The following is a 15,088-nucleotide window of genomic DNA, read 5'->3' on the forward strand; positions in this document are numbered from 1 at the left end:
ATAAATATACTCATAGTATATCAAAAACTTGAGAAATATCTGGCTTTTGTGAGCTAAAACTTATTAAAATATGGATTTTAAGGCACAAAAAAAGAATCAGGCTTAGCCCAATTCTTCTGGTAAAATATTAAATTCTTCAAGTTTGAAATTATCTTTAGTTAAATTGGTGATCGTGACGCTACCATTATCTGGGAAAGCCTCTTGTAGATCAAACTTATCACCAAAATATTTTAGGATTAGCGTTTCTAGATATGCCCCATGTGAGACTACTAAGACTGTGGAATCATTACTGTTTTCCTCAAGTAGTTGGTGTAGGCCATTTTCCACTCGCTTGCTGACATCGAGCGCATCTTCAGCTATCCCCATAGGATCGGCCTTCTTTAGTTCGCCTCGAGCTACTAGTGATGAGAACTTCTGAATCATTTCGGCTTGGGTAGAAACTCCGAATTGAGAGCCGACCTTTTCCCACACACTGCCGACACTGTCACCTTCAAATGAACCAAAACACATCTCACGAAAGTTGAAACTAGGTTGAACCTTATTGTCGCTGACCAAATTCTCATCATTGATAATGTTGGCCGTATCGATCGCCCGTTTTAAGTCAGAGCTATATATAGCATCGAAATAAGTATTCTTCAGGTAATCACCTGTCACTTCTAGTGTAGTTATACCATCGGCCGTCAATGGTGTATCTGACCATCCCTGCATCTTACCCATCATATTAAACATAGTCAGACCATGCCTTACAAAATATACTTTCATCAATTTACCTCCAGATTAGAAGCTACTTGCTTCTATTATAATATATTGGAGTTGGTAAGTTTGCATAATTAAAAAAGAGCTCAGGTTTTCACCTAAACTCTCTACATATCCATTAATTTTTTAGCGGTAGTCTCATCAACGATCAAAACATTAGGATACCTTGCTACTAATGCTGCATGGATCGAATTCAACTTTCTTTCACCACCAGCCACCATAATAGAGTATTCTTTATCTTTCAGATCCTCTAAATTGATACCAATCGTACGACTATTAAGTTTTTCGTCAGCAATTTTACCTTCGGAATTAATAAATCGAGAACTGATATCTCCAACTGCTTCTTTTTTCAACTTAGATATTTCAGAATCATTTAAATATCCCAAATTAAACAAAAGTGCATCATCTCTGACTGTACCTACGGTAAATAATGCTATATTGGCCTTCTTACCTTGTTTGATAATATATTCGATATGCCGATCTTGTTGGACCAATTTACATGTCTCAGCATTATCAAAAATAACTGGTAAGGGTAAACTCTCTGAATCAGCATGGAAGGCCTTGGTAAAGTCATTGATAACTTCTGTCGCAAAGTTATTCGTCATCGAATGGGTAACGCTGCCCTTCAATTGAACCACTTGCACACCCTGTTGATTATTGTCCTCTGGGGACAAATTATTAGCAATTTCCCGCATAGTTTGACCCCAAGTAACACCAATGATGTCATTATCACTGACAATTTCTTCCAGATACTTAGCCGCTTCCTCACCAATACTACGAATAATAGTTCTATAACTATTGGAAGGTGCATAGGCGACGATGACTTTTTCTAATGAATACTTCTCTTTCAAGGCGTTTTCTATATTTGAAGTATCATCAAACGGATCCTTGATATTTATTTCTACATAACCATTATCTCTAGCGTATTGTAATAAACGAGAAACGGTTGGTCGGGATAATCCCATTTCTTTTGCAATCTTACTTTGGTCGAGATTATTTTGATAATAATATCTAGCGACTCTAAGCGATTGCTTTATTCGTTTTATTTCTGTACTCTCCATAATAATTAGAAGCTCCTTAAATACTTATGCGTCAATTATCACATATTTTATAAGATAACGTATTCAATCGTTGTAAAAAAATAATCTTAACTCAACAAAGGCATTAATTTACCATGTAAACTAGTGATTTTGTATAGTTAAGACTTTTTTTATTTCCAATAATATTTATATAGTTCTAAAAACTTACGCCTCCACTTTTAATAACTCATCCAGTTCAACTTTAGTAGGATATGACTTCTGTGTTCCCTTTCGAGTAACTGTAACAGCAGCGTATTCATTAGCATGTTTCAGGGCGTTTGGAACGCTCTCACCATCTGTGAAATAATGTGCGAATGAACCGATAAAAGAATCTCCAGCTCCGGTGGTATCAACTGCGGAAACTTTCTTTCCCGGAACTATTTCGCTGTGATCTTTGTTTACCCATAGAGCACCTTTTGATCCTAATGTAACAATAATATTACCGACACCCTTTTTGATAAGCGCATTAGCAGCGATTTTTATTTCTTCTAAATTACCAGTTGGCAACCCTGTTAAAGTCGACAACTCAGTCTCATTAGGTGAGAAAAATTCAACTTTAGATACGTATTCTAAGTTTAAGTCTTTATTGGCTGGTGCAGGATTTAGTAATACTGGCACATTGTGTTTAACTGCCAAATCAATTGCATGGTAGTTTGTTTCTAGTGGTATCTCTTGTTGTAAGACGATCAATTTAGAATTCTTGATTTTATCTTCATATTGATCCAGCACTTCTGGTGTCAATTCGTTATTAGCACCCTTGATGACAATAATTCTATTGTCAGATGACGGATCAACGAAAATTGGTGCTACACCACTATTACTATTACCTACGCCGATTGCCGTAGTATCAATACCTGATTTTTTGAAGTTCTCTAGTTGTTCTTTTCCAAAATTATCGTGACCTACCATGGAAATAAAACTCACATCTGATCCCAATCGAGATGCTACAACTGCCTGATTGGCACCTTTTCCACCAAAACCCATTTCAAACTCTGGTGCGGATACAGTTTCACCTTCAACCGGCATTCTGTCGAGATATGTCATTAAATCTATCATATTTGAACCAATTACAGTAATGTCACTCATGTTAATGCCTCCTAATGTTCCAATCCAGTAGTTACACTGAATCTGCGTTCTTCTAATGGTTCTAAGAAAATCAAAGTTCCTGCTTTTTCGACTGCATGATAACCTTCGGGACGACTTGTACCAGGAAGAGCGAATGCAGCAACTTGTTGATCCTTGTTATAAAGAATCCAACGCGTAACAATTGGAAATTCAGATGTAGTAATTTTCGTCACGAAATTCTTACCATTTTCCAAATTCATTCTAAATTCGGCTTTATCAGCAAATTTTGTTAAATCACTGGTGAAGAATACGATCTCAGGATCATAGTTACTTGAATCATCCAATTTACTGATGATTTTTCCACTTGATTTGAGTTCGTCATTATACGCTAACCATTCTTTGGTTGGATGAACATGTCCCGGAATACTTTCACGTAATTTGAAAGCATCATCTGGAACTGATTGTGTCATTGTTGCATTCTCTGGATATGCATAATTCATATGGCACATATATTGAAGAGGCATCTTTTGATCTTTGAGTAAATTAGTAACACTCATCTTAATGTCAAATAATCCACTACCACTATGCATTGTTACACTTGGCTTTGCTAAATAATGATAACCAAATCCCTTAACATACTCATGACTACTACCGACTTTCAATGAGTCACCATCGATTTCGATGAAGGCATCTACCATCTTAGATGTTGGGAATTCCCCATGTAATTGATAGTCATCTTCTGGACCTGGGGTACCATTTGCAAGTAACCCTGATGAAAATTGGAAACATCCATATGTATCAGCGATTCCTTTGCCAGGAAGTGGTTGTGAAAACATATCTTTCATCTTGAGAGATTGTCCATCAAAAACGGCATCCCAGATGATCATTCCCATGTATGGTAACAATGTTAAATGTCCACGTGAATTGCTTACTTTCAAGCCTTCCACTCCAGATAGATAAGTAAATGATTCAACTGTAAAGTCAGCATTTTCTAAAATCTTAAATGGTTTTTCATTAAATAGACTATGTGATAAATGAATTATACTTGTCATTTTAAAGTCTCCTAATTAAATTTGATTACTCTTTTTTTGTTTGATCTGTCCTAGTGAGTAGAACAAAACAACGATGAAACATACTAGTGAAACAACGAATGAATATGACATTGACTTAGTGATATCAGCAGCTAGTCCTTGAATCAATGGAATGAATGCTCCACCGATAATTGACATAACAATAATTGCTCCAGCTGTTTCGGTATGACGTTTATCTTTAACTGTATCTAGGGTTTCAGCATAGATAGTTGCCCAACATGGTCCGAATAAACCACTTACCAAAATTGCTGCATAAACAGCTGTCATATTGTGAACTAACATAATATAGATCAAAGCTAATGATCCGATGGCACTGAACCAAAGAAGCACTTTGGAAGGACCGAATTTATTCATCAATACATTAGCAACGACTTTTCCTAAGAAAAATGCTATATAACTGTAAATCATAAATGTTGAAGCATCACGCTCATTGATACTTGTGTTCAAACTCATAGCCAAACGAATTGTGAATGACCATACTGCTGTCTGCATTCCGATATACATAAATTGCGTAAAAATACCTTTTTTAAAAGGCTTGTTATGTAACAAGTACTTCAATGTTTCAGTGATCTTAGCTCCCTTAGCAGAAGCATCGTCTTTAACTTTACTTGCTGGGAATTCTGTTAATGCGAAGATCAGGATTGCGACAATTAGCACTACAATAATGTATTTATACGGTAGTAAAGTCTTTTGTAGCGCTTGTTCACCAAAAGCAATTCTAGCTGCTCCAGATAAACCACTCATTTGCTTTTCCAAACTGGCACCTGAACCAAAAATCAAATACTTACCTAGTAAGATTCCTGTAACAGCTCCAACCGGATAAAATGTTTGAGAAATATTCAATCTCAAAGTTGATGTCTTTTCAGGTCCAAGCAATGAACTATATGTATTAGCAGATGTCTCCAAGAAACTCAATCCGATGGCAATTGCGAACAAAGCTACTAAGAAAACACTGTATGTGGCCATAGTTGATGCAGGGAAAAATAACATGCATCCGGCAGTGTAGAATAGAAGACCGATCAAAATTGCAATCTTATATGATGTCTTCTTGATTACGATCGATGCTGGAATGGCTATCACAAAATAACCACCATAAAAGGCACTTTGAACAAAAGCACTAGCAAAGTTGCTCAGTGTAAAAATAGTTTTAAATTGTGTGATCAAAATATCATTCAAACTGGCAGCAGCCGCCCACATTGGAAAAAGACACGACAGCAAAATGAATTGAAAAATTGGAATTTTATTTAAATATCCATCATCCATTTGCTTGGCGTGTAGCTTAAAGAGATGAAATCCATTTCCGCCAACTTTATGTACTGATGTATTAGTATTTGTGTTTTCCATTGTTACACCTTCCTTAGTTAGCCGTTAACAATCTTCATACTTGCGCTAGTTCCTAAACGAGTAGCACCTGCATCAATCATTGCTTGAGCTTCTTCTTGGGAATGAATACCGCCTGAAGCTTTGACTTGGATGTTATCTCCAACTGTATCTTTTAGAAGTTTTACATCTTCAACTTTGGCACCACTTGTTGAAAATCCTGTGGATGTTTTAACAAAATCTGCTCCAGCACTCATAATCAACTCAGCAGCTTTCACTTTTTCATCATCTGTCAAAAGTGCTGTTTCAATGATGACTTTGACTAGCTTGTCATTGGAATGTCCCTCATCAACAACAGCTTTGATGTCACTCTCGACATTCTCATAATTCTTACCTTTTAATTCACCGATGTTGATTACCATATCTAATTCATCAACACCATCAGCAATTGCTTGTTTTGATTCCGCAACTTTGATTGCAGTAGTATTAGCTCCTAGAGGAAATCCGATGACAGTTGCTGTCTTAACGTCTGTATCCTTCAAAGCTTCATGAACGTGTTTTACCCAATATGGGTTAATCATAACTGATGCGAAATCATATTCTTTGGCCTCTGCAACAACCTTGTCTATTTGTTCTTCAGTAGCTTCTGGTTTTAACAATGTGTGATCAATGTATTTTGATAGTTTCATTTTTGAAACCCCTTTCATATCCGATGACAATAGAATACCATCATTTTTTACATATGTAAATATTCTATTTGAAATTATGTTCATATTTTTTGTATTCGCTTACCTCAAAAAATGGCACTAAAAAAACTGAATCCTATCATATAAGGATTCAGCTTCTTCAAAATGCTTTGTCTTATCTTGGAACAAAATTAAAATCTCTAAGCTCAATATAGCTATCAGTTAACTCAATCGAAGTGATGCTACCATTATCAGGAAAAGCACGTGAGTTTCCAAATTCGGATTTAAAATATTTCAGCAGTAATGTCTCAATATAGGCTCCATGTGTGACTACCAAGACCTTAGCATCTGAATCGTTCTCATTACGTAGCTGTTGGATAGCTCGTTCAATTCGCAAACCTAGATCCTTAGTATCTTCAGCCCAATTTTTTGGTTCTGCCTTTTTCAAGACTTCTCTAGCAAATTCGATCGAGTACTTAGCCGCAACTTCATTTTGTGTAGAACAGTTATAAGGTGCCGCAAGCTTTTGCCATGTAATTGCCGCCTCTGATCCTTCGAATGAGCCAAAAAAGATTTCTCTAAAATTGCTACTTACATTTATTTCTGGAGGATCAGTCAAATTTTCGTTTTTTATTATCTTTGCTGTATCGATAGCTCTTTTCAAATCCGAGCTATAAATCGCATCGAAATGCGTATTTTGCAGATACTTACCTGTTTTTCTTAAATCTTCTATACCCACTTCAGTCAGCGGAGTATCAGACCATCCCTGCATCTTATTAAGTACATTAAATATTGTCTGTCCATGTCGTACAAAAAGTAATTCCAATAATCCCACCCCATTATTTAATAAAAGATTTTAAGTCTGAAACTAATTATTTAACTGTTGGTAAATAAAATTCATTACATCATCCACTGTTGTCTCCTTATCACTTAGCAAATGTAAAAAACTTTCCATATTCAACAAGAACATCAAATCTTGAAGAGCAGTCAGATGATCTGTCGAATTGATGGCACTCAAAATGAATATATACTTAATCCTCTTACCATTGTCAAAAACCAACGGTTGCTCCAAAGTAGCAAGGCCTATACCTATTTTTTTAGCCCCGTACCGTGGATTAGTATGTGGCAAAGCTATATCTGGGGCAATGATAAACGTAGACTGATGATCATTGATCTGTTTTATGATTTCATCAATGTATTCCTGTTCAACCACACCATCATCCAATAACGGTTCTGCCGCATGAGATATTGCATCCACAAAATTAGTCTCTTTGATTTTAAGTTTAACAAATTCTGGTTTTAAAACATCAAGTAAAGATACTTTGTGTTTATTGAACACCGCTTTGGGTTTAAAAACATTGTCCGATAATTCTTTTCTGATCCTATTCAAAGTATCGGAACTATTGATACTATGACCGACTATCCTCATGACTGAGTCTAATGTTGGTACAACAAAATCTGTAGTGGAAAACTCACTATTGACCTTCTGCATAATAGAATACTTGTCATTAGTAGTCATAATGGGATTGATAACAAAACATGGTTTACCTTTAGCGAATAAATCACTTCTATAAAAGGTCGAGAATATCATATCTATCTCATCCAAATGTTTATCTAAGTCAGAATATGGGAATGGAATCAAAAATTTGATATTAGGAAATAAGCTAGTCAATTGTAAATAGGCCAATGCTGAACTACCGATTCCGTTAGGACAGACGATAGCGGCTGAGAGAAAATGTTTCTTTTGGCTATTAGCGCTATAAATAAAACCTATCAAGTGAATCGTTAAAAAAGCTATTTCTTCATCTGGGACCTTGCCCAGTTCTTCTCTAAATGGAACTACTGCTTGTGTGACTAGTGTGAATATCTCCCCATACTCTTGAATAACTTGATCTGTCAAAGGATTAGTTATCGGAAATTTGAATTGTAATCTAAAGTACATCGATCTAAAGTGTGTAAACAATTGATGGACTACTTTGTCATTATCCACAAAACTAATACCTGAAATATTAGAGAATTTTCTTACAATCAAACTAGTAATATCATAAATGTGCTTGTCTTCAATCAAGTTGTCATATCCACCGATACTCAAACACAGTACGATCGTCGTGATATATTCAACAGTATTTGTATTAGTTATCCCTAGCTCACTCAATATTTCTTTGGAAAAATCATACTCATTCGTTTTGCTTATTTCATAATATTTTGCTTTAGCGGGAATGTAGTTAGGCTTCATCAGTAATCGATTCAAGATGATCACCAGAATGTAGCAAAACTCCCTTAATCGATTTTCGATAAATTCAATATCATATTCGTTAGATACTTTCGCTACTAATTCAAATACTTTTTTTATTTTGCAATCACTATTTAAATTAATAAAATTATCCAGTAAATCCGCGCGATTTTCCATTAATTCATTGGATACTACCTTTATTAAATAACTTCTCAATGCATTCTCATGACCAACTATCTTGTATCCGTTCTTGCGATCATAGTTTATTTTTAGTTGTTCCTTTAATAAGTCAATTTCCAGTTGTTTCAGGTCTTTTGAAACAGTAGATTGACTAACTTGTAGTATTTCTTGTAGATGCACTAATGATAAGTAGTCATTATTAGTCGATAATAACAGAATCAAAAATAGCTTACGTTCTTTGGTGCTAAGAATATACCCCTTCAACGAAGTAAGATTATCCGAAACTCTGATTCCTAATAAGAATTTGTAAGTATCACTAGGAACTGTTATATAAACACCTTCTGAATCAATTTTCTGTTTATCCTGCTCATCTAAGTACTGATTTAATTTTTCAATAGAATACTCTATTTGACGATCAGTTAATGAAAGATTTTTGATCAATTCATCTTTGGTCAAAATTGGGTTTTGAATTAGTTTATCAATAATTTGTAATTGCTTATTATCTAACATCAAGGTCTCCCTCCTAAATTAATAAAAAGCTGACAGCCCCGTTATAAAAGACTGACAGCTCTATAAATTATTGTTGACGGAAATCATCGATTTTCTTTCTGAAGGCTGCAGCAGCTGTGGCGATTTCATCAACTGATCCCTTTGATAAGGCACCACCGATCCCAACTACATCAGCTCCAGCTTCTAGCCAATCTGTGATGTTATCTACATTTACACCACCAGATTCAATCAGTGGCAAATATGGAATTGGCGTCTTCAAGGTCTTGATCAAGTCTGGACCGACGATTCCTCCATACGGAAATACTTTCACAAAGGTTGCTCCAGCTCGTAATGCTTCTACAGCCTCTGTAACTGAGGTGCATCCAGGTGCATAGGGGATTTGATATTGATTACATAGCATTGCAACGTCTTTATCAAACATTGGTGAATAGATGAAATCTGCACCATTAGCAATAGCTTCTTTGGCAGTGGGTCCATCTAGGATCGTTCCTGCACCAACTAATAACTTATCTCCAAATGTTTTGTGCAAGGTTCTGATTGATTCAGGTGCGCTAGCAATCGTATAGCTAACTTCCATTACATCAACTCCACCTTTTACAATCCCTTCAGCAATTTCTACCACTCGCTCAGGCTCTGCACGTACTACTGCTAGTGCACCTGAGTTGGCGATTCTATTTACACGATCTAGTTTTTTCATATGATCCACTCCTAAATAATCTTGTTGTCCTTGTAATACTTAATCATTTCTTTGATTTTGTTTTCTTGCTCAGCATTAGGCATGCTTGCAGGAGCGCGTGCTGGTCCAACATCTACGCCAGATGCTGTAACCGAAGCTTTGAGTGCTGTTGGAGTAGTACGCATATGTAAGACTTCTCGTAGTGGTTCGATTTGTTTTTGACATCTTTCAGCATTTTCCAAATCACCAGCTTTGAAATATTGATAAATATCAACGTCATTTTGAGTCAGCAAGTTTGCAGTGGCAGCGATGGCACCATCCCCACCAGCTTCCAACAAAGCCAGAATCTTAGAGTCAGATCCTGAAAGAACGGCAAAACTATCATCAGCACGAAGTTTCAGATATCCTTTCATGTTATCGATCTTTCCAGAACTATCTTTAACCCCGACAATATTCTTGTTCTTGGATAAGATGGCAATTGTTTCTGGATCTACATTTACACCTGTCTTACCAGGCATGTTATAAATGAGTATTGGAACTGATACGGCATTTGCAAGTTTTTCGAAATGATCAATCAACTCTTCTTGTGTAGGAGCAACAAAGTATGGAGTTACAACTGATAATGCATCAGGGTTCAATGTAGCGATTCTCTTACTAAATACTATTGTTTCTCTAGTGCTATTTAGCCCCGTCCCAACATAGACGTTAGTTCTGCCAGCAACATAATCTATAACGTATTTAGCAAAATCATATTTTTCATCCTGAGTCAGAGCATATGCTTCACCATTGGTTCCCAAAATAAAAATACCGTTGATTTTGTGATTCAATAGATGATTTAATAATTTAGCTGTCTTTTCATAACTAATATTTTGATTTTCATCGAGCGGTGTAATCATCGCAACTATGATTCCTGAAACATCAACCATAAATTAAAATTCCTCCTAAAGTATTATTTATTAATGAATTAAACCTAAGAACCAGTTCAATAGTGAACCAACGACGTTGTAATCAACGTTAGGGAAGGTTGAACCAGTGATTCCCATGCCTGAGAATGTTGGATATAGAAGTAGTGGCAAGAATGCTAGTAATAGACCAACAACGAATGAACCTAATACAGCACCTCTCCAACCACCAGTTGAATTACCGAATACTCCGGCTGTACCACCTGAGAAGAAACAAATGTGAGCGGCTGGAATAATAACGATAGGGAACTTCATGAGTACCATTACAAAAATTGCCAAGATTCCGGCAGTATATGAACTTAAGAAACCAACCAAGACGGCTGTTGGTGCAAATGGGAAGATTGTTGGAACATCCAAAGCTGGACGTGAGCCAGGAATGAATTTTTCTGAAATAGCAACGAAAGCTGCTGTGATTTCAGCCAAGAACATACGAACACCTGTCATCAAGATTGAAATACCAGCTGTAAATGTTAGTGCTTGGATCATTGGGAATACTAGCCAATCTGTTGTACCAGATAGTTTTGAAACAACTGACTTACCTGCGGCAAGTGCAGCAACATAGAAGATAACTAACATAACAACTGCAACACCCATCAAGAAATCCTTGAAGAATGATAGCCATTGTGGGAAGTTGATGTTTTCAGTTGTTTGGTCTTTGTGTTTTTTGAAAACTCCACCTAGTAGACCAGATAAAGCATAACCAATCATGTTAAAGTGACCGATAGCTTGGAAATCTCCACCTGTAATCTTTCTCATAAATGGTTGACATAACTGTGGTAGTGCTGCTGAAACAAATCCTAATAATGTACCACCGATAATGATGGCGATAGTATTACTGTATCCATATGATTTCAGAATTAATGCTAGAACACAGGCGAAGAACAAACTGTGACCACCTGTGAAGAAAACGTTCTTAAATGGTGTAATTCTTGCAAACACAAGGTTCATGATGAATCCCATGATCAATGTGACTGAAACTACGAATCCATACTTACCTTGTGCCAGAGCTGTGGCAGCTTCAGGTGAAGCAATAACACCAGTTAGATGGAAACCCTTTTGGAACATGACGTTAAAATTCTGCAATGTTCCTGTCATGGTAGTGGCACCAACGCCAAAGATTAGAAAACCGATGGCAGTTCTAAATGTTCCGGTTAATATTTCTGTTCCTTTTTTATGTTGAGCAATTAAACCCACACAAGAAACAATACCTAATAAAATAGCTGGATTAGATAGTAAACTTACTAAGAAATTCATATAGCCTTCCCCCTCGAAGTCTTTATATTTAAAATTTATTCTTCACCAATGTTTTTCAATGCTGCAGATAACTTCGTATAGATTTCATCCTTATCGAGGATATTTCTGATGCCGACAACTTCCTTATCGATGCCTTGTTCGTTGAGTTCATCTGCAACGTCACTCAATGAAACAACGATTGGACCATCAAAACCTGGTAAACCATCTAAGGATGAATGTTCAACTTGAACTGGTAGGTCATGTTCACTAATTACCTCATTCAACTTAATCTTCAACATCAAACTTGAACCAACACCTGCACGACATGCTACTAAAGCTTTAACCATAATAAATACTTCCTTCCGCTATCCTTTTAGGATATTTTTTTATTTAATACAGAATCTTTTATAAACTGTAAAATTTCTCTTGGGCTTTGTGATTTATCCAAAACTCCATAGAATTCATCCCCCGATAATAATTCCACCAACTCTTGCATTGCCTTCAAGTGAGAATCACTATCAGGTGCGCTTAGAGTGAATACATAGGAAACTGGATCGTTATCAGCATTATTGAATTTTATAGCTGGTCTCAAGGTTGAAATACCCATTGCGAGTGATTTAGCCCCAGATTCACTAGGTGCATGTGCCAATGCTACATGAGGAGCAATGACAAAATATGGTCCGTATTCATTTACAGAATTAATAATCTCGGAAACATAATTATCTGTAATGTAGTTATCATCTACCAGTGGTTGTGCGGATTGCTTAATAGCATCTTTCCAATCGCTAGCTTCGATATTAAGTTTTATCAAATCCTCTTGTATAATTCTTTCAATCATTAACAACACCGCCTAATCTCTTTTACAACGTTATTATATTTTCAGATACCATCCTCCAGCAATGGTAATCGCTTACACCTTTTGGACTGGCTTGGACATTTATTACAATCAAGATTTTTTTGAAACCGATATAACTATTGATATATCAGCACTTTAGATATATTGTGATTTTCCGAACAATAGTCTTTTGAGACCCCGGAAGACACAATATACAACCAATGACAATTGACCTCTTATTTATATTTATATAAAAATAGACTCATATAGTTTGAACTGGAGGCAAGAATATGTCTGAAAATTATTCAGTATTAATGCAAGAATTCATGACAAGTGAAATTGATTCTTTAGAAGTCATAAAAAATAGCATCTCAGAAAATGCAAATGAAGTGGTAGAGAAATTGCTTCATCTGGATGGAAAACTGATCTTCATGGGAGTAGGCAAATCAGGTTTGATCGGTAGGAAATTAGCTGCTACTTTTTCCAGCACGGGTACTCCATCGTTCTTTGTCCATGCGACCGAGAGCGTTCACGGTGATCTAGGTATGATCGAAAAAAATGATACAGTGATCCTCATCTCTAATAGTGGTGAAACAGCTGAGATATTGGCTCCCATCCCTTCTCTCAAGAGGATTGGTGCTAGCTTGATCGCCTTCACAGGCAACAGCGACTCTTCATTGGCACAGCAATGCGATCTGAGTCTAATCATCCCCGTAGACCATGAGGCAGATAAATTAAACCTTGCCCCAACGAATAGTTCCACAGCAGTTCTAGTCGTTGGCGATGCGATTGCTTGTACCCTTTCAGAACTCAAAGGTTTCACCAAAGAAGATTTTGCAACGTTCCATCCTGGCGGTGCCTTAGGTAAAAAACTTCTCCATACTAAATAATCTTTGAAAAACGATTTTAACTAAAAAAGTGCATTAATACTATTTATTTGATAGTATCAATGCACTTTTATTATTTTTTATATAGAAATAGAGCAGGTATCCCTATGAAACAATATTATACTGTTCAAACCCAAATCCATCCCCATCCAATCGTGCGATCGACACGCTACCATTATCAGGAAAGGCATCCTCTGGATCCAAATTCAAATCTGAATAATTCAACGCCATTGTTTTGATGAGTGTTCCATGAGTCACTACTAGCACTCTTGCATCAGAGCTATTTTCATCCAACAATTGTTGCCAACCGAGTTTTATCCGTTTATTTATAGCCTCGGCATCTTCGGCGAAGCCTTTGGAATCGGCTTTATTCATCGCATCTCTGACAAAATCCATAGAGTGTTTTCGAATTAAGTCATTTTGATTATCGATGCCGTATGGTTTACCGATGGTCTCCCAAGTATAAACATTGTTCAGCCCTTCAAAAGAGCCAAAAAATATCTCTCGAAAATTCTTACTTGTTTGAAGCTCCAGGTCACTAACTTGATTCTCAGCTCTGATGATCTCTGCCGTATCCATTGCTCGCTTTGAGTCCGAGCTATACAAGGCATCGAAGTGGACTGAGCTTAAGTAATCACCGGTTTTCTTAAGGTCAGCAACTCCTCTATCTGTGAGTGGTGAATCAGCCCATCCCTGCATCTTACTCATCAAATTAAAAATAGTCTGACCATGTCTTACAAAATATACTTCCATCTTCTTCCCCCCATTGACTAATCACAATAAGTCCAGTATCTGCTCAACACAAATACTGGACTTATTTTATCAGAAATTATTAAGCTAGAACTTTTTTAATGATTTCAAACAGAGTTTTGACATCTTCTGGACGGGTGTCGCCTGTCTCCTTGTCAATAATAGAGCTGTATACGTGAGGAATGATCTTCTTAACTCCGGCATCAACTGCTACTTGAAGAATTTCTTCAAAATTATCTAAGTCTAAGCCACCAGTTGGCTCGAGATAAAAGTCGTTCTCAGCACAGGCTTTAGCAACTACTTTGAATTCTTCAATATGTGCTAATCCCTTCATTGGGAAGAACTTGATCGAGCTACCACCCATGTCTTTGAGCAAGGCAATGGCTGTTTCGATAGGAACTTCTGCGGCTGGTTGTTGGCTACTCAATGGACCTGTAGCAACATTGACCAATCCTGGTTTGCCAGTTGGTGATACTAAACCATTGATAAATGTGTCAGATTGACCTAACAAGGCCCTACTTGTTCCTACACCTGTGAATACTTGGTTGATATGTTGTGGTTGTAGTTCAGCTGATATTCTACTTACCATTTGGCTCTGGTTAGGGTCACCAGCACCCAAGCCAACTGAGAGTGCGTTATCTGTTTCTGCTTGATACAACTTCATATCTGCAATAGCGGCTTCATCGCTATCATAATTCTTAGATAGAACACCTAGTACGACATGATGGTCTGCGGCTTCATAGCAATCCTTGGCATTTTGAACTGATCCTGCCAAAACATTGAGTGCGACACGATCTTTATAAAAATTAGGTACGTTTGACATAA

At 36.7% G+C, this 15,088-nt stretch carries 16 protein-coding genes; 1 reads left to right on the forward strand and 15 read right to left on the reverse strand.

Annotated elements, in window-relative coordinates; genetic code table 11:
* Positions 1-102 precede the first annotated feature (102 nt).
* From AC27FM_RS10665 to AC27FM_RS10725, 13 genes are all read right to left on the reverse strand, one after another.
* Positions 103-762: a histidine phosphatase family protein gene (locus tag AC27FM_RS10665; protein WP_487088143.1), complete on the reverse strand. Its 660-nt coding sequence runs from the start codon at positions 760-762 to the stop codon at positions 103-105.
* Between the two features lie 101 nt (positions 763-863).
* Positions 864-1,817 carry a DNA-binding transcriptional repressor DeoR gene (deoR, locus tag AC27FM_RS10670; RefSeq protein WP_487088145.1) on the reverse strand — a complete coding sequence of 318 codons (954 nt, stop codon included), beginning with the start codon at positions 1,815-1,817 and terminating at the stop codon, positions 864-866.
* Positions 1,818-2,000: 183 nt separating this feature from the next.
* A complete protein-coding gene (rbsK, locus tag AC27FM_RS10675) occupies positions 2,001-2,921 on the reverse strand; it encodes a ribokinase (RefSeq protein ID WP_487088146.1) in 921 nt (306 codons plus the stop codon).
* A gap of 11 nt (positions 2,922-2,932) precedes the next feature.
* Positions 2,933-3,952: an aldose 1-epimerase family protein gene (locus AC27FM_RS10680; RefSeq protein WP_487088148.1), complete on the reverse strand. Its 1,020-nt coding sequence runs from the start codon at positions 3,950-3,952 to the stop codon at positions 2,933-2,935.
* A 15-nt stretch (positions 3,953-3,967) separates the two neighbouring features.
* Positions 3,968-5,254, reverse strand: coding sequence for an L-fucose:H+ symporter permease (fucP, locus tag AC27FM_RS10685; RefSeq protein WP_487088262.1), 1,287 nt, complete (start codon positions 5,252-5,254; stop codon positions 3,968-3,970).
* A gap of 98 nt (positions 5,255-5,352) precedes the next feature.
* A complete protein-coding gene (gene deoC, locus AC27FM_RS10690; RefSeq protein WP_487088149.1) occupies positions 5,353-6,000 on the reverse strand; it encodes a deoxyribose-phosphate aldolase in 648 nt (215 codons plus the stop codon).
* Positions 6,001-6,172: 172 nt separating this feature from the next.
* Positions 6,173-6,823, reverse strand: coding sequence for a histidine phosphatase family protein (locus AC27FM_RS10695; RefSeq protein WP_487088150.1), 651 nt, complete (start codon positions 6,821-6,823; stop codon positions 6,173-6,175).
* Positions 6,824-6,865: 42 nt separating this feature from the next.
* Positions 6,866-8,920 (reverse strand): BglG family transcription antiterminator, encoded by a 2,055-nt coding sequence (locus AC27FM_RS10700; RefSeq protein WP_487088152.1) that lies wholly within the window; start codon positions 8,918-8,920, stop codon positions 6,866-6,868.
* Positions 8,921-8,987: 67 nt separating this feature from the next.
* Positions 8,988-9,617, reverse strand: coding sequence for a beta/alpha barrel domain-containing protein (locus tag AC27FM_RS10705; RefSeq protein WP_487088154.1), 630 nt, complete (start codon positions 9,615-9,617; stop codon positions 8,988-8,990).
* A gap of 11 nt (positions 9,618-9,628) precedes the next feature.
* Complete coding sequence (gene dapA, locus AC27FM_RS10710; RefSeq protein WP_487088156.1) at positions 9,629-10,522, reverse strand: 4-hydroxy-tetrahydrodipicolinate synthase; 894 nt, start codon at positions 10,520-10,522, stop codon at positions 9,629-9,631.
* A gap of 30 nt (positions 10,523-10,552) precedes the next feature.
* Complete coding sequence (gene ulaA, locus AC27FM_RS10715; protein WP_487088158.1) at positions 10,553-11,812, reverse strand: PTS ascorbate transporter subunit IIC; 1,260 nt, start codon at positions 11,810-11,812, stop codon at positions 10,553-10,555.
* Between the two features lie 35 nt (positions 11,813-11,847).
* Positions 11,848-12,138, reverse strand: a complete 291-nt coding sequence (locus AC27FM_RS10720) for a PTS sugar transporter subunit IIB (protein ID WP_487088160.1) — start codon at positions 12,136-12,138, stop codon at positions 11,848-11,850.
* A 26-nt stretch (positions 12,139-12,164) separates the two neighbouring features.
* Positions 12,165-12,629 carry a PTS sugar transporter subunit IIA gene (locus AC27FM_RS10725; protein ID WP_487088162.1) on the reverse strand — a complete coding sequence of 155 codons (465 nt, stop codon included), beginning with the start codon at positions 12,627-12,629 and terminating at the stop codon, positions 12,165-12,167.
* Positions 12,630-12,916: 287 nt separating this feature from the next.
* Between AC27FM_RS10725 and AC27FM_RS10730 the strand changes: the two genes are divergently transcribed.
* Positions 12,917-13,516 carry a KpsF/GutQ family sugar-phosphate isomerase gene (locus tag AC27FM_RS10730; RefSeq protein WP_487088164.1) on the forward strand — a complete coding sequence of 200 codons (600 nt, stop codon included), beginning with the start codon at positions 12,917-12,919 and terminating at the stop codon, positions 13,514-13,516.
* Positions 13,517-13,618: 102 nt separating this feature from the next.
* Here the strand turns inward: AC27FM_RS10730 and AC27FM_RS10735 are convergent, their stop codons facing one another.
* Positions 13,619-14,266: a histidine phosphatase family protein gene (locus AC27FM_RS10735; RefSeq protein ID WP_487088166.1), complete on the reverse strand. Its 648-nt coding sequence runs from the start codon at positions 14,264-14,266 to the stop codon at positions 13,619-13,621.
* 79 nt (positions 14,267-14,345) lie between these two features.
* The gene (gene dagF / locus AC27FM_RS10740; protein WP_487088168.1) at positions 14,346-15,086 is read right to left on the reverse strand and encodes a 2-dehydro-3-deoxy-phosphogluconate aldolase; all 741 of its coding nucleotides are present in this window, start codon (positions 15,084-15,086) and stop codon (positions 14,346-14,348) included.
* Positions 15,087-15,088: the final 2 nt, after the last annotated feature.

The organism is Companilactobacillus sp. y65-5, from assembly GCF_057541095.1.